The 22,669-nt window shown below is 64.6% G+C and carries 23 protein-coding genes; 10 read left to right on the forward strand and 13 right to left on the reverse strand.

Annotated features, from left to right (window positions below):
- Positions 1–39: 39 nt before the first annotated feature.
- Positions 40–1,758 carry an ExeM/NucH family extracellular endonuclease gene (locus ABS769_RS04200; protein ID WP_317061049.1) on the forward strand — a complete coding sequence of 573 codons (1,719 nt, stop codon included), beginning with the start codon at positions 40–42 and terminating at the stop codon, positions 1,756–1,758.
- A 126-nt stretch (positions 1,759–1,884) separates the two neighbouring features.
- Here ABS769_RS04200 and ABS769_RS04205 read toward each other — a convergent pair whose 3' ends face one another.
- Entirely contained in the window at positions 1,885–2,271 is a 387-nt protein-coding gene (locus tag ABS769_RS04205; protein ID WP_317061050.1) for a MerC domain-containing protein, read from the reverse strand.
- 61 nt (positions 2,272–2,332) lie between these two features.
- Here ABS769_RS04205 and ABS769_RS04210 point away from each other — a divergent pair, with 61 nt between their 5' ends.
- Positions 2,333–3,658 (forward strand): GTP-binding protein, encoded by a 1,326-nt coding sequence (locus tag ABS769_RS04210; protein WP_317061051.1) that lies wholly within the window; start codon positions 2,333–2,335, stop codon positions 3,656–3,658.
- A gap of 168 nt (positions 3,659–3,826) precedes the next feature.
- Here the strand turns inward: ABS769_RS04210 and ABS769_RS04215 are convergent, their stop codons facing one another.
- The 3 genes from ABS769_RS04215 to ABS769_RS04225 form a co-directional block, all read right to left on the reverse strand.
- Entirely contained in the window at positions 3,827–4,948 is a 1,122-nt protein-coding gene (locus ABS769_RS04215; RefSeq protein ID WP_317061052.1) for a hypothetical protein, read from the reverse strand.
- 927 nt (positions 4,949–5,875) lie between these two features.
- The gene (locus tag ABS769_RS04220) at positions 5,876–6,319 is read right to left on the reverse strand and encodes a hypothetical protein (protein WP_317061053.1); all 444 of its coding nucleotides are present in this window, start codon (positions 6,317–6,319) and stop codon (positions 5,876–5,878) included.
- Between the two features lie 429 nt (positions 6,320–6,748).
- Positions 6,749–7,621 (reverse strand): hypothetical protein, encoded by an 873-nt coding sequence (locus ABS769_RS04225; RefSeq protein ID WP_317061054.1) that lies wholly within the window; start codon positions 7,619–7,621, stop codon positions 6,749–6,751.
- 66 nt (positions 7,622–7,687) lie between these two features.
- Between ABS769_RS04225 and ABS769_RS04230 the strand changes: the two genes are divergently transcribed.
- Positions 7,688–8,350, forward strand: coding sequence for an alpha/beta hydrolase (locus ABS769_RS04230; protein WP_350498087.1), 663 nt, complete (start codon positions 7,688–7,690; stop codon positions 8,348–8,350).
- 84 nt (positions 8,351–8,434) lie between these two features.
- Positions 8,435–9,529, forward strand: coding sequence for a cell division protein ZapE (gene zapE / locus ABS769_RS04235; RefSeq protein WP_317061056.1), 1,095 nt, complete (start codon positions 8,435–8,437; stop codon positions 9,527–9,529).
- A 104-nt stretch (positions 9,530–9,633) separates the two neighbouring features.
- Here the strand turns inward: zapE and ABS769_RS04240 are convergent, their stop codons facing one another.
- Together ABS769_RS04240 and ABS769_RS04245 are read right to left on the reverse strand one after the other, a co-directional pair.
- Positions 9,634–9,918 (reverse strand): hypothetical protein, encoded by a 285-nt coding sequence (locus ABS769_RS04240; protein ID WP_317061057.1) that lies wholly within the window; start codon positions 9,916–9,918, stop codon positions 9,634–9,636.
- Positions 9,915–10,451: a hypothetical protein gene (locus ABS769_RS04245; protein WP_176340057.1), complete on the reverse strand. Its 537-nt coding sequence runs from the start codon at positions 10,449–10,451 to the stop codon at positions 9,915–9,917. The genes ABS769_RS04240 and ABS769_RS04245 overlap by 4 nt, the downstream gene beginning before the upstream one ends.
- 143 nt (positions 10,452–10,594) lie before the next feature.
- Here ABS769_RS04245 and ABS769_RS04250 point away from each other — a divergent pair, with 143 nt between their 5' ends.
- From ABS769_RS04250 to ABS769_RS04260, 3 genes are all read left to right on the forward strand, one after another.
- Positions 10,595–11,056, forward strand: coding sequence for a MarR family winged helix-turn-helix transcriptional regulator (locus tag ABS769_RS04250; RefSeq protein ID WP_317061058.1), 462 nt, complete (start codon positions 10,595–10,597; stop codon positions 11,054–11,056).
- 106 nt (positions 11,057–11,162) lie between these two features.
- Positions 11,163–11,591: an organic hydroperoxide resistance protein gene (locus tag ABS769_RS04255; RefSeq protein ID WP_023902199.1), complete on the forward strand. Its 429-nt coding sequence runs from the start codon at positions 11,163–11,165 to the stop codon at positions 11,589–11,591.
- A gap of 164 nt (positions 11,592–11,755) precedes the next feature.
- Complete coding sequence (locus ABS769_RS04260; RefSeq protein WP_345785017.1) at positions 11,756–12,457, forward strand: alpha/beta fold hydrolase; 702 nt, start codon at positions 11,756–11,758, stop codon at positions 12,455–12,457.
- 9 nt (positions 12,458–12,466) lie between these two features.
- Here the strand turns inward: ABS769_RS04260 and ABS769_RS04265 are convergent, their stop codons facing one another.
- The gene (locus tag ABS769_RS04265; protein ID WP_317061059.1) at positions 12,467–13,276 is read right to left on the reverse strand and encodes a DUF2884 family protein; all 810 of its coding nucleotides are present in this window, start codon (positions 13,274–13,276) and stop codon (positions 12,467–12,469) included.
- Positions 13,277–13,498: 222 nt separating this feature from the next.
- On the opposite strand from ABS769_RS04265, the gene ABS769_RS04270 reads away from it, so the two are divergent.
- Positions 13,499–13,915: a hypothetical protein gene (locus ABS769_RS04270; RefSeq protein ID WP_043888840.1), complete on the forward strand. Its 417-nt coding sequence runs from the start codon at positions 13,499–13,501 to the stop codon at positions 13,913–13,915.
- Between the two features lie 56 nt (positions 13,916–13,971).
- Here the strand turns inward: ABS769_RS04270 and ABS769_RS04275 are convergent, their stop codons facing one another.
- The 4 genes from ABS769_RS04275 to ABS769_RS04290 all read right to left on the reverse strand — a co-directional run bounded on the left by ABS769_RS04275 (position 13,972) and on the right by ABS769_RS04290 (position 17,408).
- Positions 13,972–14,274: a hypothetical protein gene (locus ABS769_RS04275; protein ID WP_023902203.1), complete on the reverse strand. Its 303-nt coding sequence runs from the start codon at positions 14,272–14,274 to the stop codon at positions 13,972–13,974.
- Between the two features lie 143 nt (positions 14,275–14,417).
- The gene (gene dkgB / locus ABS769_RS04280) at positions 14,418–15,221 is read right to left on the reverse strand and encodes a 2,5-didehydrogluconate reductase DkgB (protein ID WP_317061060.1); all 804 of its coding nucleotides are present in this window, start codon (positions 15,219–15,221) and stop codon (positions 14,418–14,420) included.
- 74 nt (positions 15,222–15,295) lie between these two features.
- The gene (locus ABS769_RS04285; protein ID WP_317061061.1) at positions 15,296–16,324 is read right to left on the reverse strand and encodes an NADP-dependent oxidoreductase; all 1,029 of its coding nucleotides are present in this window, start codon (positions 16,322–16,324) and stop codon (positions 15,296–15,298) included.
- A 112-nt stretch (positions 16,325–16,436) separates the two neighbouring features.
- Positions 16,437–17,408 (reverse strand): aldo/keto reductase, encoded by a 972-nt coding sequence (locus tag ABS769_RS04290; RefSeq protein ID WP_317061062.1) that lies wholly within the window; start codon positions 17,406–17,408, stop codon positions 16,437–16,439.
- Between the two features lie 222 nt (positions 17,409–17,630).
- Between ABS769_RS04290 and ABS769_RS04295 the strand changes: the two genes are divergently transcribed.
- Together ABS769_RS04295 and ABS769_RS04300 are read left to right on the forward strand one after the other, a co-directional pair.
- The gene (locus ABS769_RS04295) at positions 17,631–18,485 is read left to right on the forward strand and encodes a class I SAM-dependent methyltransferase (protein WP_043908307.1); all 855 of its coding nucleotides are present in this window, start codon (positions 17,631–17,633) and stop codon (positions 18,483–18,485) included.
- A gap of 135 nt (positions 18,486–18,620) precedes the next feature.
- Positions 18,621–19,193: a pseudouridine synthase gene (locus ABS769_RS04300; protein WP_205393325.1), complete on the forward strand. Its 573-nt coding sequence runs from the start codon at positions 18,621–18,623 to the stop codon at positions 19,191–19,193.
- A 90-nt stretch (positions 19,194–19,283) separates the two neighbouring features.
- Here the strand turns inward: ABS769_RS04300 and ABS769_RS04305 are convergent, their stop codons facing one another.
- Together ABS769_RS04305 and hrpB are read right to left on the reverse strand one after the other, a co-directional pair.
- On the reverse strand, positions 19,284–19,715 hold the full coding sequence (locus tag ABS769_RS04305; RefSeq protein WP_317061063.1) for a hypothetical protein: 432 nt from the start codon (positions 19,713–19,715) through the stop codon (positions 19,284–19,286).
- A 304-nt stretch (positions 19,716–20,019) separates the two neighbouring features.
- Positions 20,020–22,521 carry an ATP-dependent helicase HrpB gene (gene hrpB, locus ABS769_RS04310; protein ID WP_317061064.1) on the reverse strand — a complete coding sequence of 834 codons (2,502 nt, stop codon included), beginning with the start codon at positions 22,519–22,521 and terminating at the stop codon, positions 20,020–20,022.
- Positions 22,522–22,669 lie beyond the last annotated feature (148 nt).

The following is a 22,669-nucleotide window of genomic DNA, read 5'->3' on the forward strand; positions in this document are numbered from 1 at the left end:
GCGTTTGCATTTTGGTCTACGTCTTTCTGGAGTGTGTCGATGTCGCGTTGCTCGCTTGTTGTGCTCGGTGTGATCGGTCTGCTGGCTCCGCTGCTGGGCAGTGCCGCCGATGGCGCGCCGCAACGCCTGTCGATTGCCGATGTGCAGGGCGAAGACACGCGTAGCCCCTACGACGGCCGCGTGGTGGAGGTCGAAGGTATCGTTACTGCCGATACCCGCATCGGCCTTGCCGGCCTGTTCGTGCAGCAGCCCGGGTTTGAGCCGCGGCGCTCGCACGGCCTGTTCGTCACCGGCGCCGGCGATGCCGAGGTGGCAGCGGGTGATCGCGTGCGCATCATCGGCACGGTGCGCGAAGTGTCGGCAGGCGGCGAGGCGAGCCTGACCACGGTGGACGCCAGCAGCATCGAGCGGCTTGCCAGCGGCCAGCCGGTACCGGTGCGTATGCTCAGCGGGCCGCCGGCCAACTGGGAAGCGCTCGAAGGCGAGCATGTGCGCATCGCTGCGTTGACGCTCAACGGCAGCGATCGCCTGGAGACTTATGGCGAGCTGGTCGCCGCCTTCGGTGGGCGCTTGTGGCAGCCGAGCGAAGTGGCCGCGACCGGCACTGCGGCTTTCACGCAGGTGGAGGCGGAGAACGCACGTCGCCGGGTGCTGCTGGACGATGCACGCAATGGCCGCAGCCCCAAGACGGTGGCCTATCTGCCGGCAGATGCGGTGTTGCGCGCCGGCAGCCTGCTCAAGTCGGTGGATGGCATCGTCGACCAGCGCTACGACGGCAACTACCGCATCCAGGTGCTGAATCCGCTGACGCTGCCGGCGATGCCGACCGCGGTAGCGCCGCAGGTCGGCGGCGATCTGCGCATTGCCTCGTTCAACCTGGAGAACTTCTTCAACGGCAATGGCCGCGGTGGCGGCTTCCCGACCAAGCGCGGTGCACGCACGCAGGAGCAGTTCCAGGCGCAGCTGGCCAAGCTGGTGTTCACCATCGTGCCGCTGCGCGCCGACGTAGCCGCGTTGATGGAGCTGGAAAACGACGGCAACGGTGCCGATACCGCAGTGGCGCAACTGGTGGCCGCGCTCAATGCCGCCGGCAAGGACAAGGACTGGCAGTTCGTCGACACCGGCAGCGGCCCGGGCGATGACGCGATCCGGGTTGGCATCGTCTACCGCAGCACCCAGGTCACCCCGGTCGGCAAGCCGGCCACGCTGACCGGCGGGCCGTTCGACAGCCACAGCCGTGTGCCGTTGGCGCAGGCGTTTCGCAGCACCCGCGGCGCGACCTTCGTGGTGGTCGCCAACCACTTCAAGTCCAAGGGGTGCGGCACCGCCAGCGGCGCCGATGCCGACCAGCGCGACGGCCAGGCTTGCTGGAACGCCACCCGCACCGAGTCGGCCAAGCGCCTGCACCAGTGGCTGCAGACCGGCCCCACCGGCGCGCAGACCAAACTTGCCGTGCTGCTGGGCGACTTCAACGCCTACGCCATGGAGAGCCCGATGCGCAGCCTGCGGGCCAGCGGCTGGCAGGATGCGTTCGCAGTGGCCGGAGTGAAACAGCCTTACAGCTACGTCTACGATGGCATGAGCGGGCGGCTGGACCACGCCCTGCTCAGCCCGGCGATGGCCAAGCAACTGCGCGGCGCGGTGGAATGGCATATCAACGCCGATGTCATGGACGATGCCGGCTACGCCAAGCGCAACCTGGCCGGTCCGTGGCGCAGTTCCGACCACGACCCGGTGCTGCTGGGCTTTTCGCTGTAGCGCAAGCTGGCGTTCGAGTCCCGCTGCAGGCGCGTGCGCGATACGTGCTTTCTGCAGCGTAGTTTTCGCGCGCTGCTGCGCTGCCATGGAAAGAAGGCAGGCCGCGAGCGCGCGCGGGGCTTGCACCTAGCTCGCGCAATGCCCCGCGCGGCGACGTAGCCGCAGATTGACCAAGTGCGTGCTGGCCAGTAGCAGGCTGCCGGTCACCGTGATCGGGGTCTCCAGCGTGCCGCCGGCCACCCCGCTTGCGCCGAGTACGAGGCCGGCCAGTCCGAATGCCGCCAATGCCCACACCGGCGCGGGCAGTGCGTGTCGGCGATGGCTGCTCCACAGCGCGTAGCCGCTCAGCGGCACGGCGGCGGTGGCGAACACCACATGCACCCATTCGGCCCGGCTCCAGGCGCCTAGCAGCGGGAGTGCGGCGGCCAGCAGCGGCAGGGCCAGACAGTGCAGCAGACACAGGCTGGACAGCGCGATGGCCGAGCGATCCAGCACAGAAGCGGTAACGCGCATGGAGCGTGTCCTGTCGAGCAAGTGTTATATAGTAACACTTCACTCCAGCCAGGCTCTCAGGATGTCCCTGTCCCCCAAGCGCGATTCACGTCTTCCCGTCACCGTGCTGTCCGGCTTCCTTGGTGCCGGCAAGACCACCTTGCTCAACCGCATCCTGCATAACCGCGACGGCCTGCGCGTGGCGGTGATCGTCAACGACATGAGCGAGGTCAACATCGACGCGCAGCTGGTACGCGACGGCGGCGCGGCCTTGCGACGCACCGAAGAGACGCTGGTGGAATTCAGCAACGGCTGCATCTGCTGCACGCTGCGCGACGATCTGTTGCAGGAAGTGCGGCGGCTGGCCGAGCAGAAGCGCTACGACTATCTGTTGATCGAATCGACCGGCATCGCCGAGCCGATGCCGGTGGCGGCCACCTTCGCGGTGCGCGATGCCGATGGCTTCAGCCTATCGGATATCGCGCGGCTCGACACCATGGTGACCGTGGTGGACGGCAGCCGCTTTCTGCAGGACTTCGGCTCGGCCGCCACGCTGGCCGAACTCGGTCAGCAGGCCGGCCCGGACGATAGCCGCGGGCTGGTGCAGTTGCTGGGTGAACAGGTGGAATTTACCGACGTGCTGGTGATCAGCAAGTGCGATCAGATCGAGGCACAGCAGCTGCAACGCCTGCGCGCGGTGTTGCGTGCGCTCAATCGCGAGGCGGCGATCGTGGATGCCACGCATGGCGAGGTGCCGCTGCGCAGCTTGCTCGATACCGGGCGCTTCGATTTCACCCGTGCGCAGCTGGCGCCGGGCTGGATGCAGGAACTGCGCGGCCAGCACACGCCGGAGACCGAGGAATACGGCATCAGCAGTTTCGTGTACCGCGCGCGCCGGCCGTTCCATCCGCAGCGCTTCGCGCGGATGGTGCACAGCGGTCTGCCGCAGGTGATTCGCAGCAAGGGCTTTTTCTGGCTGGCCAGCCGCATGGATTGGGTGGGTGAGTTGTCCAGCGTGGGCGGTGCCACGCAAACCAATGCCGCCGGCTTCTGGTTTGCCGCACGCCATCGCGTGGATGCACACGCGATCGGCGAGCCGCTGCAGACCAGCATCACCCCGCTGCCGTACACCGACATCGGCTGGCAACGTCAGCAGGCCGACTGCTGGACTGCACCCTTGCCCCAATTGCACGAAGTAGGCGATGCCAGCGAATACGCCGCGATGCAGCGGCTATGGCATCCGCTGTGGGGCGACCGCCGCCAGGAGCTGGCGGTGATCGGCGTGGACATGGATGCGCCGCGCACGCGCGCTGCGCTGGACGCGTGCCTGCTCAGCGATCACGAACTGCGCCAGGGCCCGGCGCAATGGCAGCTGCTGGACGATCCGTTTCCGCATTGGGAGCGGTGAAGCGACTTGGTCATACTGCCAAAGTCAGCCCGCCGGCAGACCGTATGTCATCGGCTACACGCTGTGCAAAACCTTTCGTGGCGTGCAGGATGCAAACCACATGGGCGCCTATTGCTGGCGGCATCTGCGCTGACCGCGTGGCTGCAGGGGCGTGCCGAGTTTCGACTCTCACAAATAACCATTGTCGATTGCCTCTTGATGATCGTTACGTTCTATGTCGTAAGACCGCTTACGCTCTTGCGCTGTGGTTGGCATCAATGACATCTGTCGCGGCGCTCCAATTTTATGCAGATGGTTGTCTGTTTGCTCGGTGATATTCTTCAGAGAAACCAGATTCTTGTAGCCCTGCATCATGCGTCGAAGACGCGCTATCCCGGGGGAGGGCATGGCGCCTTCTTCAAGGGACTCCAGGTACCGCTCGGCGAGCGCATAATTCTTCTTTAACATATCGCCATCGATGTTTTTATTGATGAACTCCCATAACTTGGCGCTGTTGAAGTTCACCGCGACTGCGTTGTCTTTGACCCATGACTTGGCGTTGTTGAAGGGAAGGGTGATGGGTTTCGGTGCAGGAATGTCTTCAACTGGTGCGAGCGCGGCCAATAATGTTTCGAGCTGAGGAACGCGGCCTTGCGATAGTGTGGGTGCGACCGGTACGAGCTGTGGTGTTGGCACGGTATGCTGCGGATGCTGCCTCTTATCACGGCGCATTTGCTGGGGGAGGGGGGCTTGCAATTGCGTTGCCGAACGTGCATCAGACGCCGCGTGCTGCGAGCGCTGCCCATCAGCACGGCGCATATTGTTGGAAGGTGCCAGTTGCACTTTCCCCGCTTCCTTCAGGGCAAGCATGTTTTGGTAACCCTGCATCATGCGCTTCAGTTGGCGCATCTTAGCAGGCGGTGCGCCGCTTTCCTCCAGACTGTCAAGGCGCCGCGCTGCGCGCGCGTAATATTTTTTCAGCACCTCTTCGTCAACAAACTGGAGTTGTTTCTCAAGCGATTTCAACTCGCGCTGATTATGTTCCCTGGCAAACTGCGGTATCGCGCCGGTCGTGGCGTGTGGTGCAGAGATGTCTTGCATCGGTGCGAGTGCGGCCAACAGTGCATTGAGCTCGCTGTCGCGGACTTCATTGCGCTTGGCGAGCAGCGCATAACGCTGCTCTATCACCTGCTCTTCTGCTGACGTTGCATCGCGATCCTCAACAAACAGCTGCTTGCTGATCTCGTTGTAGCGTTTGTTGATCTCCGCAAAATCCTGAGTCAAGCGGCGTAGCGAGGGTTGCCGTTCCATGCGGGCGCGCGGAGAGGCCACTGTCGACGACGCTGGCTCTACCGCAGGCGGCACAGATCGCGCACTCCCCGCGTTGTGTCGCGGCTTCGGCTGCTGCGGGGTTTCGCGATGCCTTGCGTTGGAAATGGGCCCTTGCAATTCGTGTTCGGTGCGAGGTTGCCGCTGCTGTGCCTGCTGCACATGCCCGGGTCCGGGCATGACCGGCGATGTCGCCAGTGGCGGAGAAACTATCGGAATAGGTGCCTGCCTGATCGGAGCTGGTCGCGGTATCAAGGCAGTCCGCTGTGGTTCGGGCCCCTTTACGCGCGCCGGCCCGGTGGCCTGTGGAGCAGTCTGCTGCCTGCGTGTATCGACAACTGGCTGCACGCCATGCCTTTGCGGTGGGCGAGCTGGCGTGACCACCTGCGTCACGTAAGGCCTGGGCGCAGCCGAGGTGCGCGTTGGCCGTAGCGCTGAGGAGCTCAAGTGCATTGACGGCAGCTGCTTGCGCAAAGACTCGAATGATTTGCGCGCGGACGCAAGAAGGGCTTGGGTAGACGTTTTCGCCGTGCCCTGCGCTTTGCTGGGCTTGTGCGCATGAGACAGCGGATGCTGCGTGGTCGTCTCAATGTGCTTTGTAGTCGTGGTCGAGGCGGGGCTGGGCGGTTCTGGAGCGATCTGACTGCGGCTGCTCGAAAACAGTTTCAGGCGCATGACGAACTCCTGTCGGTCGTATGTGCCCACAGTAGCGACCGCCTCCGATGGCGTGATGCAGGCTGCGAACCGCCGTCGCGCAAGCCGAAATGTCAATCTTCAATCGATGTGCACGCCGCAGGCGATCGCCACGCTTGCAGGTGCCGCTCTCCGCTTGGCGTCGAGGTATCCAACAACGTGGTCATGCATGTCCGTCGCCTTGGTTCCGCTGTTGGTTGACTTCCTTCAGGTTATTTATTCAGAGCCGACAGTCGTAGCCGCCAGGGTGCGGTAGCGTTGCATGAGCCGTTGCAGTTTCAGGATCCGCTCGCACGGCGCAGCGCTTTCCTGCAAGCCATCCAGCTGCACTTCGGCATGCCTGAAGACCTCGGCCAGGCAGGTCGAGTGAGCCATCGCTTGCAGTGCCAGCGATCGCACGTGAGCGCGCTGTATCGCATCGTTATGCGTATTCGTCAGCTGGTCGGCTGTCGTGGTCGGGGCATCCACTTGCTCCAACGGTGCAAGTGCCTGCAGCAGAAACTCCAATTGACTGTCGCGGACCTGATTGCGCCGCGCCAATAGACGATTGCGTTGATCGAGCACGCGTTGTTCCTGCGGCATCGCCTGGCGCTCCTCAAGAAACAAGCGCGTGGTGATGGCGTGGTATTGCGTGTTGAGTTGTATCAGACGGCGGTTCATGCCTTGCAACAGCGACCGCATTCCAGCGCGCGGCAATCGTGCATCGCCTGGCGGTGATGCGTGGGACGCAACACCAGCCAAGCGCGGCGATGATGGAAACCAGGCCTGCGCTGCCTGTTGCTGCGTCCGTTGAAGCGTGCAGGCAGGTGCTTGCTCCTGTCGTGCGCCAGCCGCATGCCGCAAATTTACGCCGCCAGCCGCCGCAGGCAGCCTGCGCGGTTGGGCAAACAGCCGCGATGTGCCTGAGCCGGTACCGGTTGCATCTGCGGCAGCGCTCGTTGCCTGCCGTTCTTTCAACCAGGGATTCAGCCGCATGACTCACTCCAACCGGACGACAAGCCCTGTGTGTGGTCGCTACGGTATCGAGCTTGTTTTACCGAACCCGGTACGCTGCGAACAAACGGCCCACTAACCGAACGGCTGATGTTTTCAAGCGGTGTACATGCCCCATGCAATGGCGGCGATCGCCGGGACCGCCAGCAGCAGACCCACGCGTACGCGTGTACCGAGACGCTCCTTGAACCCGAGCGCGCCCACCAGCACGCCAAGGACGACCACGCCGATGTTCATGCTCGCAAAGACCGTAGCGGGGCTGTGCGGCAATGCTTGATGGGCGCGCACATAACAAAAGATGTTGCCGAAATTGAGCATGCCCAGCAGCACGCCGGCCACGACGTTGCGGCCGTCCATCCGCACGCCGCGTGTCCAGCGCAGCCCCTGCAGCAGCGACATCAGGACGAAGGCGATGGCGAAGCACAGTGTGAGCGAGGTCAGCGACGACGTACCGGCCTGCGCGATGGTCTTGAGCAACAGATCGATCAGTGCAAAGCCCATCCACACACCCAGTAGCCACAGCCACGCAGACGAGGGAGATGGCGCCGCGCGGTCGCGCGGATCTGCGCGTTGCACGATGCATACGATGGCCAGCAGGCCCATGCCCAGTCCAGTCAGCTTCCATCCGTTGAACGGCTCGCCGAACAGGGTGAAAGCCGCCGCCAACGACAGCAGCAACGACAAACGTTGTGCCATCTCGGTACGCACGATGCCGGCGGTGGTCACGGCGCGCGCCAGCACCATGAAGATCGACGGCAGCGCAACCGAAAGCGCCAGCAATGCTGCCCACGGTGTGGACGGCGCATGCAACGTGTCCAACGCAGGATCCAGCAACAGCCACGCCAGGACGGCAGCGGTGGCGTAGTTCCAGGTGATGGTCTGGGCAGCATCCAGGCGATAGCGCGGCACCAATTTGAGAAGCACCGACACCAGGACACTGCAAACAACGGCAAACAGCAGGAAATACATAAGCAACGCAACGAAGTGTGCAGGCAGGGCGATGAATGCGGCCGGCGGGGCGGCTATTATGAGGGCATGTCCAATCTCCCATTCCCCACCGAATCGGCTGCGTTGACGTTGGAGGGGCCGGTCGGCCCGCTCGATATCGCGGTCGATCTGCCCGAGCCGGACGTCGCTGTGCAACCGGTCACCGCCATCGTCTGCCATCCGCTCTCCACCGAGGGCGGCAGCATGCACAACAAGGTCGTCACCATGACCGCGCGCGCGCTGCGCGAGCTGGGCGTCACCGTGGTGCGCTTTAATTTCCGCAGTGTCGGCAACTCGGCCGGTGCGTTCGATCATGGCGATGGCGAGCAGGACGATCTGCGTGCGGTCGCCGCGTGGGTGCGCAGCCAACGCCCGGGCGTCACGCTGTGGCTGGCCGGTTTCAGCTTCGGCGCTTACGTGTCGTTGCGCGCTGCCGGCTCGCTCGAACCGCAGGTGTTGATCTCGATCGCGCCGCCGGCCGGGCGCTGGGATTTCAGCGACATGCAGCCGCCTGCGCACTGGTTGGTGATTCAGGGCGATGCCGATGAAATCGTCGACCCGCAGGCGGTCTACGACTGGCTGGACACGTTGGAGCAGCAACCCGAGCTGGTGCGCATGCCCGACACCAGCCACTTCTTCCACCGCAAATTGATCGACCTGCGCGGTGCGATCCAGCATGGTGTCCGGCGCTGGTTGCCGGCCGCAGTCTGACCGCGGCATGGCCCACGCATAGGCGCATGGCTCTGCGATGCGCCGTTAAGCGGGCTTGGCAGCAGCCGGCCCGCGGAGAACACGATGACTGAGATGACCCCGTCGCAGCGCTACGCCGCCGGCGTACAACGCGGCGACTGGCGCGCCGATCCTGCGCAGCAGGCGGCACTGGCGGAGCTGGACCGTATCCATGAGGCCTTGGTGGACAGCGCGCAGGATGGCTGGCTGGACCGGCTGTCGGCCTTCTGGAAAAAGCCCGAGCCGGTGCGCGGCCTGTATTTCTGGGGTGGGGTGGGGCGCGGCAAGACCTTCCTGGTCGACCTGTTCTACGACGGGCTGCCGATCAAGCAGAAATACCGCACGCATTTCCACAGGTTCATGCGCGGCGTGCACGAGCAATTGCGCGAGCATGCCGGGCAGAGCGACCCGTTGGCCAAGATCGCCCAGCAGTGGCGCGAGAATCTGCGCGTGCTGGTGCTGGACGAATTCTTCGTCACCGACATCGGCGATGCGATGTTGCTGGCGCGCTTGCTGGAACGCTTGTTCGCCGAAGGCGTGACCCTGGTGACCACCTCCAATACCGCGCCGGAAAACCTCTACGCCAATGGCTTGCAGCGCGAGAGCTTCATGCCGGCGATCGGCTTGCTGCAGAAGTTCTGCGTCGAGCTGTATGCCGAAGGCACCGAGGATTACCGCATGCGCGCATTGACGCGTTCGCCGGTGTACCGCGCGCCGCTGGATGCGCAGGCCGATGAGTGGCTCAGCCAGCGCTGGAGCGAATTGAGCGGAAATGCCGAGGCACGTGGCGGCAATATCGAAATCGAAGCGCGCAAGATTGCGGTGCGTGCGCGCGGCAAAAGCATCGCCTGGTTCGACTTTGCTGCGCTGTGCGAAGGCCCGCGCGGCCCGGGCGACTACATCGAGATCGCGCGCGAATTCACCACGGTGCTGCTGGGTGGCATTCCGCACTTCGACCGCATGAACGAGGACGCAGCGCGCCGTTTCGTCAATCTGATCGACGAGCTGTACGACCGCCACGTCAATCTGGTCTGCACCGCGCAGGACGCGCCGCCCGCGTTGTACAGCGGCCAGCGCCTGGCCGGCGCCTTCGAGCGCACCGCCTCGCGTTTGATCGAGATGCAGAGCGCCGAATATCTGGCCACTGCGCATCGGGCGTGAGTTGATTGCGTGACATGCGTAGGCCAAAGGCGCACTGCACGGATTGCTTTGCTGGCCTGCGATCTTGCTGGGGCAGCAACGTCATCGCGCGTGCACCGTAGCCGTCAGGGACTTTCCCAGTTACTGCGGCTCGGGACAACGTCGAGGATTTCGGCATCGCCGTTCGGAAATCGGCGATAGATCAGAGTAAATTTTCCGCTGCAGGCGGGCGCCAGATAGGTTCCTGGCTGCACGCCTTTGCGATGGGTCATGACGCCATCAAGGGTCTGGCCCTTGTCGTATATTCGCTGATCCTGTGCGTCTGCAGTGCCTTCGTTGGTCGCTTCCATGCAACCGACCCAGTACTCGACCCTGGCTTCGTCCGCGCGTAGCGTCCAGTACACGGTCATGTCTTGGCGATGTGTTTCCTGGCCTGCTGTTTCAATGCCTGCAAGCGATCACGTGCGTGTTGGCCTGTCAGCGAGTCAGCCGGATTGGCATCGGCGGCCTCCACGGCAGAGCGCGTGCGGTCGGTCAAAAACCGCAGATACGCAGCATCCTTGTGCACGCCCGCGATGCGGCTCTGCTGATCTGCGCGCTTGCGCAATCTGATGCGCACATTGTTTGCCGGATCCGCTTGCCGGGTATTGTCGACGCGGTAGCTGTGGATGCCGATCTGGTGCAACGCTTTAGCTGCAGCCTCGATCCCGGCAAAGGTGCGCGGCTCTCCCAATTTGGAGATGAGCAGGCGCCGGCTATGGTCGCGCGCAAGCAGTTGCACCGCATAGCCATCGTCGGCCCCGAGCACGATCGCGTCTGACATGACGCCGGCTGCTACCAGCTCTTTGGCAGCCGCCAGCTTTACGGCCGGCATGTCTTTCACCAGAGGTGATGTTTTGCCCTTCAGGTGAAGTGATCGGAGGACAGATGTGAGGTCGGACATACGATTCTGGCGATACGAGCAGGATTCCCGATTACTTATAACTCAGGTGGCCGGCAGCTGCACGGCTGCAGCACATTGCGGATTTTTCTCAAGAGCGAATAAAATCGCTTGCTATTAAATAGCGCACTATGTAAATTGCAGCCATGGATACCGCCACAGCCACTACCGCCCGGACCAACGCGCTGCTGCAGCTCGACAACCAGCTGTGCTTTGCGCTGTATTCGGCCAACCTGGCGATGCACAAGCTCTACCGCGGGCTGCTGAAGGCGCTGGACCTGACCTACCCGCAGTACCTGGTGATGCTGGTGCTGTGGGAGACCGACGGGCGCAGCGTGTCGGAGATCGGCGAGCGCTTGTACCTGGACTCGGCCACGCTGACGCCGCTGCTCAAGCGCCTGCAGGCTGCCGGTTTGGTCACCCGCACGCGCGCCGTCAGCGACGAGCGTCAGGTGATCATCGGGCTGACCGATGCCGGTCGTGACTTGCGCAGCAAGGCGGGCGCGGTGCCGGAGCAGGTGTTCTGCGCGTCGGCGTGTTCGTTGGACGAACTGCGTCAACTCAAGCAGGAACTCGAAAAGCTACGCTCCAGCCTCGGCACGGCGTGAGTCGACCCACCCGTGGCTACGTTCTTGATTTACATGTCGCACACGATTCAATCGTCAACGATTCAATTACATCCTGCGCCGAGAGCGCTCACTCTGGAGAACCACCATGGCCTCACCTGAAAAGATCCTTTACACCGCCCACGCCACCGCAACCGGCGGCCGCGAAGGCCGCGCCGTGTCCTCGGACAAGGCGCTGGACGCCAAGTTGTCCACCCCGCGCGAGCTGGGCGGCGCTGGCGGCGACGGCACCAACCCGGAGCAGCTGTTCGCTGCCGGTTATGCGGCCTGCTTCATCGGCGCGATGAAGGCCGTTGCAGGTCAGGACAAGCTCAAGCTGCCAGGCGAAGTGAGCATCGACAGCAGCGTCGGTATCGGCCAGATTCCGGGTGGCTTCGGTATTGCGGTGGAGCTGCGCATCGCGGTGCCGGGCATGGACAAGGCCGAACTGCAGGCGCTGGTCGACAAGGCCCACCAGGTCTGCCCGTACTCCAATGCCACGCGCGGCAACATCGACGTCACCCTGACCCTGGCCTGATTCATGCCAGTGCCGCCACGCGCTGCGCGTGGTGGTGTCTGAAGCGGCCCGGCGCATGCGTCGGGCCGCGTTCGTTTGGACGTGCTGGCGATGCCCGCAGCCGCGCGGCACACTACGGCGATGACAGTGCTTGTTTCGCCGGCGCCAACCGGAATCTTCTGCGCATGAGCGCGCCGCGTCCCACCTTGTTGCTGCTGCCGGGCCTGCTCAACGATGCTCAGCTGTGGCAGGCGCAGCGCGTGGCATTGGCCGACGTTGCTGAGTGCGTGGTCGGCGACATCACCCAGGGCGAGAGCATGCGCGCGCTGGCGACGCAGGTGCTGGCGCAGATGCCGCCGCGTTTCGCATTGGCCGGTTTCTCGTTGGGCGGCTATGTGGCGCAGGAAATCCTGCGCATCGCGCCCGAGCGTGTGGAGCGCCTGGCGTTGCTGGATACCTCCGCACGTGCCGATTCACCCGAGCGTGTCGCGCAACGGCGCGCGCAGGAAGCGAGCGTGCGTGGCGGAAAGACGTTTCTTGGATTCGGCGAACGGCTGATGCGGCATTACGTGCATCCATCGCGCTGGCAGGACGCGGCCTTGCTGGAACGCGTGCGCGGCATGACCCAGCGCCTCGGGGTGGAAGTCTTCGTGCGCCAGAACCGGCTGGAGCGGGAAGATGGCCGCGCGTTGCTACGCGCTTACATCGGTCCGCTGCTGGTGCTGTGCGGCCAGGACGATACGATCACCCCGCCTGCATTGCACGAGGAAATGGCTGCGCTCGCTGCGCAGGCGCAGTTGGTGCAAGTACCTGCGTGTGGCCATCTGTCGCCATTGGAGCAGCCGCAGGCGGTATCGGATGCGCTGCGGGAATGGCTGCTGGCCTGATACGCGCTCTCAGTGCGCAGCCGTCACCACCACGCTGTTGGAAGCCGGCGCATCGTCTTGCTCGTTTTGCTGATGCGTCTTGAGCTCCAGCATCTGCAAGCGCTCGCCTTGAAAGCGATAGTCCAGTGCCTGTTGCACCGCGTACAACGCTTCTACCTGTGTGCATAAGGTGTGCGCCTGCGCCTCCAGCGCTTCGCTGCGTGCCTGCATCTGTTGTTCCATCCGCGCGTCCAACTGCTCCCCGTGGCGCTCCAGCTGCGCGGTGCGTCCGGTCATCACGGTCCACATCACGCTGCGGGTCAGGCCGCCGGCCAACTCTTCTGCGGCCTGTTCGACATTGGCTTCGAAGTGTTCGTCGAACAGCTCCTGCTCCCAGCGCCCGCGCCCCAGGGTGGTATCGACCTGCGCAAGTGCGGTGACGCGCAGCCGCTCCACCTTGCGCTCCTGGCGCGTGCTTCCGGTGAGCATCTGCACCACGCCGGCCAGCGCATCGAAGGTGATGTCAACCACCGACCGGGCGATGTCGGTCACTGCCGGCATCAGCGTGCGGGCGCCGTACTCGATGTCGCGCAGACGTTGCGCGTCTGCAGCGCTGACCGGTTGCGGTTGGCGGTCCACGTTGAGCTCGCCACCGTGGAAAAAGATCTCGCGCGGCACGCCCTGTTTGCGGCGTAGCCAGATGCCGCCGCTGTCGGCCAGCACGTCGTAGGACGTACGGACCTCGCACTGCTGCGAAGACACCTGAGGCTTGGCGGTTTCGGCCTGCGCGCTACAGGCCGCCAGCAATAACAGCGGCGCGAGAAAGGCAGTGGGGCGCATGGCGGCGACCTGGAATCGGAGGACCCCAGCATTACGCGTGGCGATGCGCACCGCCATGGGCAGGAAGTCAGGGTGCCGCACCCCTTTATCCGAACAAACGGCAACTGCAAAGCGTGAAACGGGTCGAGCACCTGCACGCTGACATCTTTTTAGCGGCTGGCTCACTTGACTCTCACGGCGTATGGTGTGAATTATGTTGCACAGCAGCATCGGAGCTCCGCAATGCTCGACTCACGCATCGAAAAGGTTGATCTGGCGCTGACCGAGATCGCCCAGAATCCATCGGAAAAGGTGGCGCTGTGGCAATGGGCTTGCCGCGAGATGTTGCACGAGACGCTGATCGGCATGCACCAGCTCTCGCATCTGGCCGGCATCGCCCGGCAGGTGGCCAACGACTGGCGCGAACCGGTGGATGTGATCGCGCCGGCAAAGCCCTATCTGGCTGCCTCGGCGTTGGCCGATCGGCGTCTGCCGCAGGTGCTGGATGGCCTGGGCAGCACCCACGACGATAACGACCGCGCCAACTTGTGGCGGCTGCGGTATGCCAGCCTGATCGCTGCCACCCTGCAAGGCATGCAGGCATTGGCCGAAAAACACCGCATCGATCGCCAGGCGATGGCGATGGGGCAGTTGAACTAAGCGTTTATTGCGGCACTGCGTGGCTGAGCGGCTGCGCAATTGTTCGAGGCGCCGCTTCAGTGCCGAACGGCCGCCTCTTCCATATGCCGCCACGCATGCCGCACGATCCAGCGCGCCTCATCCCAGGGCACCGACAGCATCGGTTGATAGTGGTAAAAGCCGTCCTGCAACACGCGGTAGAGCTGCGCCTCGGTAGCGCGCGGGTAAGCCAGATAAATGTCGTAGCCGAGCTTGAGCAGCCGAGCATAGTCGGCAAAATCGTAGCCGCCCAGATGGCCTTCGGCGTGGACATCGCGCCAATAGGCGATCTCTGCGTCGAGGTTGACGACGCGGCGGGTCAAGACGGATGCGGTGTGCATGGGTAGGACTCCGTTGTCGAGACTTACCCCCCTGTGGCTGGCACCGTAGCAGCGCCTGTCACGTGCAACCAGCACGCGACGACGAGCGGTCGTCGCGGCTGTTACGCCCCGTACCGGGCGATGCCACGTGGAAAACCGAGAACTCAATCCCAGTCGGGTGCGATCGCCTTCGGATTGGCCAGGCGCTGACCGCGTTCGAGTGCGGCAATCTCGCTCATGTCCTGCTCGCTCAGCTGCAACGACTGCGCCTTGAGATTGCTTGCAAGATTTTCGCGCTTGGTCGAGGACGGAATCACCGAATACCCCTGCTGCAACGCCCAGGCCAAGGTCACCTGTGCCGGTGTGGCGTCGTGGCGCGCGGCAATCGCCTCGATCACCGGATCCTTCAACACTTCGCCGACCGCCAGCGTCATGTACGAGGTGACATGGATGCCTTGCTCGCGAAGGAACGCGATCAGGGTGCGGTTCTGCAGGTAGGGATGCACTTCGATCTGGTTGGTGGCGATGGCGTCGGCGCCCAGGATCTCGATGGCCTGCTTGATCAGTGCGATGGTGAAGTTGGATACACCGATCGCGCGGGTCAGGCCCTGCTGCTTTGCCTGCGCCAGTGCTTCCAGATACTCGCGCATTGGCACCTGATCTTTCGGCGAGGGCCAGTGAATCAGGGTGAGATCGACATGCTCGGTGCCGAGCTTGCGCAGGCTTTCCTGCAGGCTCGGCAGCAAGGCATCGCGGCCGAACTTGTCGACCCAGATCTTGGTGGTCAGATACAGCTGATCACGCGGCACGTTGGAGGCGGCAATGGCCTGACCGACCTGTTCTTCGTTATCGTAGATCTGCGCGGTATCGACGGCGCGGTAGCCCAACTCCAGCGCATTGCGCACCGAGTCGATGACGATCTGGTCCTTGAGACGAAAGGTGCCGAGGCCGAATGCGGGGACTGTCATTGTGTTCCTTTGTTAATCGGGAATGGGGAATGGGGAATCGTAAAAGCGGGGGTATGCGAGGCGATGTCAGTTATTTAGTCGAGCGCGACGACGGCTTTGCCGAAGTTTTCGCCGCGCAGCAGGCTGATCAGGCCTTGCGGTGCGCTGTCCAGGCCGTGCAGCACGTGTTCGCGATACTGAATCTGGTCTTCGCGCAGCCACTGGCCCATTTCGCGCAGGAAGGCGGGCATCAGGCGAATGAAATCGTGCTGGATGAAGCCGCGCACGGTCAGTCGTTTGCGCAGCACCTGACCCATGAACTCCGGCAGACGGTCCGGCCCCGGCAGCGCCTGGCCACGGCTGTTGTAGGTGGCGATCACGCCGCACACCGGGATGCGTGCGAACGCGTTCAACTGCGGCAACACCGCGTCGAACACCTTGCCGCCGACGTTTTCGAAATAGATGTCGATGCCGTCCGGCGTGGCGGTGCGCAACTGCTCGGCAAAGTCGTCGGCGCGATGGTCCAGTGCCACATCCACGCGCAGCGTCTCGCGCAGGTAACGCACCTTTTCTGCGCCACCGGCAATGGCCACCACGCGCAACCCTTGCAGGCGTGCCAGCTGCGCCACGGTGGCGCCGACCGGGCCGCTGGCGGCCGCAACCACCAGGGTTTCGCCCGCCTGCGGCTTGCCGATTTCATGCAGGCCGGCGTAGGCGGTGAAGCCGGGCATGCCGTACACGCCGAGCGCGGTGCTCAGCGGCAAGGCATCGTCCTTGGGCAGCTTGCGTAATGGCGTGTCAGGGGTGAACAGGCTATGCGTCTGCCAGCCGCCCGGCAGCACAAGCAGATCGCCGGGTTGATAGTCGGGGTGATGGGATTCGAGCACTTCGCCCACGGTGCCGCCTTCCATCACCGCGTCGATCTCCACCGGTGCGGCGTAGGACGGGCCTTCGTCCATGCGTCCACGCATGTACGGGTCGAGCGAGAGAAAGCGATTGCGCACCAGAATCTGCTCGTGCCCGGTGGGCGGCAAGGCGACCTCTTCCAGGCGGAAGTTGTCAGCGCTTGGCTCGCCGTGCGGGCGTGAGGCCAGCACGATGCGGCGGTTGGTGATCGATGTCATGCGGAATTCCTCGCGGAAAGGACCACGCGTGCGCGGTCGAGGGAGCACAGCCGCACGGCGGCTGCGCGAGGGAGTGCGTGCGATGGGTTACATGCGCTGCAGAGGCGAGGCGTCAAGCGGCTTCGGAACGATCCGGCGCGCTTGCGCTATCCAGCTGCGCAATCTGATCGGCGCTCAGCGACACGCGCGCTGCCGCCAGTACGTCGTGTAGCTGGGTCACGCTGGTGGCACTGACGATCGGTGCGCTCAGGCCCGGCCGCGCGATCAACCAGGCCAAGGCGATCTGCGCGGGTGTGGCGGTGTGCGTGGCGGCCAGATCGTCCAGCGCCTGCAGGATGCGCAAGCCACGCGGATTGACGTACTGCTTGACCACCGACGCACCGCGCGCGCTGCTCTTGTTGGCGTCGTCTGCACTTCGGTACTTGCCGGTGAGAAAGCCGCTGGCCAGCGAGTAATAACTGATCACACCGATCTCGCGCTCGCGTACCAGCGGTTCCAGCTCGGCTTCGTAACCGACGCGGTCGTAGAGGTTGTATTCCGGCTGCAGGCTTTCGTAGCGTGGCAATTTGTATTGCTCGGAAATATCCAGTGCATCGCGCAGGCGTGCGGCGCTGTAGTTGGAGGCGCCAATCGCGCGCACCTTGCCTTGTTCGATCAAGCGGCCGAACGCGGCCAGTGTGGCTTCCAGCGGAATCGATTCGTCGTCTGCGTGCGCCTGATATAGATCGATCACGTCGGTCTGCAGACGCGTGAGCGAATCCTCCACAGCTGCGACGATGTTTTCCGGCGACAAGCCTGGATGTTCGCTCCACTTGCCTACCTTGGTGGCGATCAACACTTTGTCGCGCTTGCCACTGCGCGCGAGCCAGCGCCCGATGATGGTTTCCGATTCGCCGCCATGGTTGCCAGGCACCCAGCCGGAGTAGGCATCGGCGGTATCGATCAGATTGAAACCGGCATCGACGAAGGCATCGAGCAGCGCAAACGAGGTCGCTTCATCGGCGCTCCAGCCGAACACATTGCCACCGAAGACGATCGGTTGAATCTGCAGGCCGGAGCGGCCCAGCGCGCGGGAGTAAGTCATGGTGAAAGCTCCTGATTCCAAACTGCCGAACAGGATAGTCATGCACGCCGGCGTTGCGTGTGACACCAACGTGGATTCAGCGTTCCGCCTAGCTGCCGCAATGCCTCACAGAATTTGAACATGTGGTGCGTCGCGCGCAGTGCAGCATGCGAAGTCCTGCACATGGCAGGCTCCAAATCGCATGCTAGGCTCGCGCTACTTTTTCCCGTAAAGGGCGCTGTGATGATCCGCAACAAGCTGGTGTGTGCATGTGTGGTGGGGATGGCAGTGGCGATGAGCGCGCCGCTGGCAATGGCAATCAAACCGGCCGATAGCGCAACCCTGCCGGCGCCGGATGCGGCGCTGCAGGCGGCCATTGACGGCAACTGGCGCGACCGTGTGTATGTGCAGCGCGACGTGTATCGCCATCCGGGTCAGACGCTGGCGTTCTTCGGCATCAAGCCGACCCAGACCGTTATCGAGATCACACCGGGCGGCGGCTGGTATTCGGAAATTCTGGCGCCGTATCTGCGCGAGAAGGGCAAGTACGTAGCAGCGGTGGTCGACCCGGCGGCGGTGCCGGAAGGCCGTGGCCGCGATTCCGCGCAGCGCGGGCGCGACGAGCTGGAAAAGAAGTTCCAGGCCAAGCCGCAGGTGTATGGCAAGCCCGCGTTCGTGTCGTATGTGCCGAAGACGCCCTCGTTTGGCGTGGACAATTCGGCCGACCTGGTGCTGACCTTCCGCAACGTGCACAACTGGCGCATGGCCGGTAATGCCGAGGCGATGTTCAGTGGCTTCTACAAGGTGCTCAAGCCCGGCGGCGTACTCGGCGTGGTGGAGCATCGTGCCAAGGCCGATGTGCCGGCGGATGACAAGAGCGGTTACGTGGGCCAGGCGCAGTTGATTGCGATGGCCGAAGCGGCCGGTTTCAAACTGGCCGGCAAGAGCGAGGTCAATGCCAACCCGCGCGACACCAAGGACTATGCCGGTGGCGTGTGGACGTTGCCGCCGAGCAACAGCCATGACAAGGCCGACGATGCCAAGTACAAGGCGATCGGCGAGAGCGACCGCATGACCTTGAAGTTCGTCAAGCAGTGAGGCAGTGCCTGCATGCCGGCGCGCAGTGCGCGTTCGGCATGCAGCTGTTTGCACACCGCCAACCAACGCATGACGCCACGCACGCGCATTGCGTCCTGCTGGCGTTGTGCATCGCTCTGACGCAACGGGACTGGCATGTTGGTGTTGTTGAACAAACCCTATGGCGTGCTGTCGCAATTCAGCGACCGCTCGCAGCCGCCCAAACGCACGCTGGCCGAATTCGGCTTGCCCGCCGACGTGTACGCGGCCGGCCGTCTGGATCACGACAGCGAAGGGCTGCTATTGCTGACCGACGATGGCGCATTGGCGCACCGTTTGACCGACCCGCGCCACAAACAACCCAAGACCTATTGGGTGCAGGTGGAAGGTACGCCTGCGCCTTCGCAGTTGCAGGCCTTGCGCGATGGCGTGGTGCTCAACGACGGCCCGACCCGTCCGGCCAAGGTGCGCAGCATCGATCCGTCACCGCAGGTGTGGCCGCGCGATCCGCCGGTACGCGTGCGCAAGACCGTGCCCGACGCATGGCTGGAACTGCAGATCACAGAGGGCCGTAACCGTCAGGTGCGGCGCATGACCGCGTCGGTGGGTCTGCCCACCTTGCGTCTGATCCGCGTGGCGATCGGTGACTGGAGGTTGGATGCGCTCGCACCTGGGCAGTGGCGCGCGGATGAAACCCATCACGCGCGGCCAAGCAGAACGCGGCGCTAAATCGTCGCGGATGCGGTTGAATCCAGATCCACAAACGACAATGCCACGGCGCAGGGCCGTGGCATTGTCTGATTGACCTGGAGAGATGGCTTATTCGATGCCGTCGCTCGGGGTCACTGCACCGCGACGCTGGTAGGCCGCGCGACGTGCGCTGGCGTTGCTGGCGTTTTCGCGATCGAAACGATGCACATTGCCGCCAAGTACCTGCTGATCACGCTGGCGCTTGCGATACACCGCATAGCCGATCAGGCCGAGGCCGGCGACGGCCGCTGCCACGGTGATGGCGGGGTTGCGCTTGACCGCCTTGCTGACGACCTTGCCGCCGGTACGCACGGCACCCAGCGCGGCGCCGGTCTTGAGCCATTCGCTGGCGCCCGGGCTGAAATGACGCAGGCTGCTGCCCGCGTTGCGTGCCTTGTCGCCCGCATCGGACGCGGCGTGACGCAAATGGTCGCCGGCAGTGCCAGCCAGTTCCAGGGCACGCTCCAGGGCGCGTTCGGTGATCACAGTCAGCTTGCTCATTGGAGGCGTTTCCTTTCTGAGTACGTGGTCCGCAGTGTGTGGGCTGGTGCGTATAGACGGTGTTAGCGGTGGTGGAGCTTGTTTGGGTTGCGGTTAAGTAATGATGCGGGGTGTTGGTGCATGGGAGTCTGAGGTAGCGATAAAAACAGATCTGATGGGCATGTGCGGCACTTTCCTTCTCCCATCGGGAGAAGGTGCCCCGCAGGGGCGGATGAGGGTACGAGCGAAGCCACGTGCAGTTGAGCAACGCGAGTGCTTCGCCCGTACCCTCACCCCAACCCCTCTCCCGACGGGAGAGGGGCTATTACGTGCCGCGCGGTTTTGCTCTGTGCGTTGCCGCTGCTGTCCACGGATCGTCGGGCCATGGATGTCTGGGATACCGCCCCTTCATCTCCTTCCTGACCTCCGGATACGTCGTCACCCAGAAGCTTTTCAGATCCTGTGTGACCTGCAACGGTCGCCCACCTGGTGAGAGCAGGTGCAAGGTCAACGGGATGCGGCCGTCGGCGATGCGCGGAGTTTCGGCCAGGCCGAACAGTTCCTGCAGCTTGACCGCCAGCACCGGCGGCAACGGTTGCTCGGCGTGATCGACGGCGTAGCTGATCTGCCGCTCCATGCCCGAGGGCACGCTGATCCGGGTGGGCGCGTGGCGGTCGATCAACTGGCGGCGGTCCCACGGCAAGGCGGCCTTGAGCGCTTCGCCCAGGCTGCTTTCGTCGAGTGCGTCGAGCCGGGTTTTGCCGACGAACGCCGGGCGCAGCCAGGTCTCCAGCGTGGCCATCAGGGCTGCATCGGAGAGATCGGGCAACGCGAGTTCCGGCATCCAGGCGCACAGCGACTGCACGCGTGCGCGCCATTGGCGCAGGCCGTCGGTCCAGGGCAGGGCATCCAGGCCCAGTTGGCGTACCGCCTCGGTGAGTGCGCTGGCAGCCTGGGCGGGATCGACGCGGCCGGCCGGGCGGCTGTCGAGCACGATGCGGTCGAAGCTCGATTGCCGGCGCGCGACCAACGCGCGCTTGTCCGCATCCCACTGCACCAGATCCTGCTGCACGAAGCGCTCGGGCACGCTGCGGCGCAGATAGCCTTCGTCCACCGGTGCTGCGCGCAGCAGCAGCGCGTCCTTGGCCTCGTAACGCAATTCGCTGGCGACCAGCCAGGGTTCGCCGCGCAGGTCGCTGTGGTCGAACAGGCGCGCGCTGCGGCCGTTGGCGAGCAGGTAGCGCAGCGGGTCCGCAGGGTGGCGCGCAGCGATGCGGTCGGGGAAGGCGTGCGAGAGCAGATCGCCGAGTGCATGCGCCTCCACGCTGGCGGGCGGTGCGCTGTCGCAACGCAGCCGGCGTCGCCATTGTTTGGCGGCGCTGTCGATCGCGGCCAGGGCGCCGCGGTTCGCGTCGTGCCCACTGCGGCCTTGGCGGAATGCGGCCAGCGCACGCCAGCGCGCAGCCAGCCCATCGCCGCCCTGACGCAGCGGGTCGCGCGCTTCCAGCAAGGCGGCCAGGTCGCAGGCAAGCGCTACGCGCGGGGCATCGCCGGCTTGCGCCAGCATTGCGGCCAGGCGCGGATGCGTGCCCAGCGCGAGCATGCGCCGGCCTACGGCAGTGATGCCGCCGCTGCCGGTGAGTGCGCCCAGCCGTTGCAGCAATTCGTGTGCGGCGGCGAGCGCGCCGGCGGGCGGTGCATCGACAAAACGCAGCGCGGCGCTGCCCCAGGCGGCCAGTTCCAGTGCCAGGCCGGCCAGTTCCACCTGGGTGATTTCGGCACGCCGCTGCGGTTCCAGCCGTTGCGATTGCGGCCACAGCCGGTACGCCCAACCGCTGGCCACGCGCCCGGCGCGGCCGGCGCGTTGGTCGGCCGAGGCTTGTGCAATGGTGGTGATGTCCAGCCGCGAGAAGCCGCTGTTGGGGTCGTAATGCGGCTCGCGCGCCAGCCCGCTGTCGATCACCACGCGCACGCCGGGCAGGGTCACCGAGGACTCGGCCACATTGGTCGCCAGCACCACGCGCCGGCGCCCTGACGGGTCGGGTTGCAGTACCTGGCTTTGCGCCTCGACCGGCAGTTCGCCATGCAGCGGCAGCACCTGCACCGCCGGGTCCAGCACCTCTTGCAACGCGCTGTGCACGCGCGCGATCTCGCGCTGGCCGGGCAGGAACACCAGCACATCGCCCGGATGGGTAGACAAGGCGTGTTCCACCGCGCGGCGCGTCTGCGGCTCCAGCGCTTCGTCGCGGCGCGCGGGAAAGTGCGCGATCCCCACCGGGAAACTGCGCCCGGCGCTGCTCAGGCGTGGTGCGTCTAGAAAGCCGGCCAGGCGCTCGCCATCGAGCGTGGCCGACATCGCCACGATGCGCAGGTCTTCGCGCACCTGTGCCTGCACATCCAGCGCCAGCGCCAGACCGAGGTCGCCGGCCAGATGGCGTTCGTGGAATTCGTCGAACAGCAGTGCGCCGATGCTCTCCAGCATCGGGTCGTCCTGGATCAACCGGGTCAGGATGCCCTCGGTGACGACCTCGATGCGGGTGCGCGCGGAGGTCTTGTTCTCGAAGCGGATGCGGTAGCCCACCGTCTCGCCGACCGGCTCGCCGAGCTGGCGCGCCATGAACATCGCCGCGCTACGGGCGGCCACGCGGCGCGGTTCGAGCATCACGATCTTGCGACCGGCCAGCCATGGTGCGTCCAGCAGCGCCAGCGGCACTTGCGTGGTCTTGCCGGCGCCGGGTGGCGCTTCCAGCACCAGGCGCGGATGGGCGGCCAGGCTGTTGCGGATGTCGGGCAATAGCGGGGAGATCGGAAAAGCGGGGTCGGTCATGCGCGGGAAGGATACGGGGCCACCCGAATCGGCGCGATGGTCGGGCGGGTGGGTAAAGGCTGTCAGGGAATCGCGAGCGACGGCATGCCTGCCTAGGCATCCCTGGCTGATCCGGCGGTCGAGACCGCTTCAGACCCGCGCAGGCGCG

It is taken from the genome of Xanthomonas hortorum (assembly GCF_040279205.1).
GTDB lineage: Bacteria > Pseudomonadota > Gammaproteobacteria > Xanthomonadales > Xanthomonadaceae > Xanthomonas > Xanthomonas hortorum_F.

Excerpts from the sequence above, each read along its gene's own strand:
- ABS769_RS04230 (WP_350498087.1), top strand. The coding sequence starts at position 7,688 with ATGTCCAATCTCCCATTCCCCACCGAATCGGCTGCGTTGACGTTGGAG.
- hrpB (WP_317061064.1), bottom strand. The coding sequence starts at position 22,521 with ATGACCGACCCCGCTTTTCCGATCTCCCCGCTATTGCCCGACATCCGC.
- dkgB (WP_317061060.1), bottom strand. The coding sequence starts at position 15,221 with ATGACAGTCCCCGCATTCGGCCTCGGCACCTTTCGTCTCAAGGACCAG.
- ABS769_RS04290 (WP_317061062.1), bottom strand. The coding sequence starts at position 17,408 with ATGACTTACTCCCGCGCGCTGGGCCGCTCCGGCCTGCAGATTCAACCG.
- ABS769_RS04285 (WP_317061061.1), bottom strand. The coding sequence starts at position 16,324 with ATGACATCGATCACCAACCGCCGCATCGTGCTGGCCTCACGCCCGCAC.
- ABS769_RS04295 (WP_043908307.1), top strand. The coding sequence starts at position 17,631 with ATGATCCGCAACAAGCTGGTGTGTGCATGTGTGGTGGGGATGGCAGTG.
- ABS769_RS04200 (WP_317061049.1), top strand. The coding sequence starts at position 40 with ATGTCGCGTTGCTCGCTTGTTGTGCTCGGTGTGATCGGTCTGCTGGCT.
- ABS769_RS04215 (WP_317061052.1), bottom strand. The coding sequence starts at position 4,948 with ATGGAACGGCAACCCTCGCTACGCCGCTTGACTCAGGATTTTGCGGAG.
- ABS769_RS04275 (WP_023902203.1), bottom strand. The coding sequence starts at position 14,274 with ATGCACACCGCATCCGTCTTGACCCGCCGCGTCGTCAACCTCGACGCA.
- ABS769_RS04210 (WP_317061051.1), top strand. The coding sequence starts at position 2,333 with ATGTCCCTGTCCCCCAAGCGCGATTCACGTCTTCCCGTCACCGTGCTG.
- ABS769_RS04270 (WP_043888840.1), top strand. The coding sequence starts at position 13,499 with ATGCTCGACTCACGCATCGAAAAGGTTGATCTGGCGCTGACCGAGATC.
- ABS769_RS04225 (WP_317061054.1), bottom strand. The coding sequence starts at position 7,621 with ATGTATTTCCTGCTGTTTGCCGTTGTTTGCAGTGTCCTGGTGTCGGTG.
- ABS769_RS04205 (WP_317061050.1), bottom strand. The coding sequence starts at position 2,271 with ATGCGCGTTACCGCTTCTGTGCTGGATCGCTCGGCCATCGCGCTGTCC.
- ABS769_RS04305 (WP_317061063.1), bottom strand. The coding sequence starts at position 19,715 with ATGAGCAAGCTGACTGTGATCACCGAACGCGCCCTGGAGCGTGCCCTG.
- ABS769_RS04220 (WP_317061053.1), bottom strand. The coding sequence starts at position 6,319 with ATGAACCGCCGTCTGATACAACTCAACACGCAATACCACGCCATCACC.
- ABS769_RS04265 (WP_317061059.1), bottom strand. The coding sequence starts at position 13,276 with ATGCGCCCCACTGCCTTTCTCGCGCCGCTGTTATTGCTGGCGGCCTGT.
- zapE (WP_317061056.1), top strand. The coding sequence starts at position 8,435 with ATGACTGAGATGACCCCGTCGCAGCGCTACGCCGCCGGCGTACAACGC.
- ABS769_RS04300 (WP_205393325.1), top strand. The coding sequence starts at position 18,621 with ATGTTGGTGTTGTTGAACAAACCCTATGGCGTGCTGTCGCAATTCAGC.
- ABS769_RS04255 (WP_023902199.1), top strand. The coding sequence starts at position 11,163 with ATGGCCTCACCTGAAAAGATCCTTTACACCGCCCACGCCACCGCAACC.
- ABS769_RS04245 (WP_176340057.1), bottom strand. The coding sequence starts at position 10,451 with ATGTCCGACCTCACATCTGTCCTCCGATCACTTCACCTGAAGGGCAAA.
- ABS769_RS04240 (WP_317061057.1), bottom strand. The coding sequence starts at position 9,918 with ATGACCGTGTACTGGACGCTACGCGCGGACGAAGCCAGGGTCGAGTAC.
- ABS769_RS04250 (WP_317061058.1), top strand. The coding sequence starts at position 10,595 with ATGGATACCGCCACAGCCACTACCGCCCGGACCAACGCGCTGCTGCAG.
- ABS769_RS04260 (WP_345785017.1), top strand. The coding sequence starts at position 11,756 with ATGAGCGCGCCGCGTCCCACCTTGTTGCTGCTGCCGGGCCTGCTCAAC.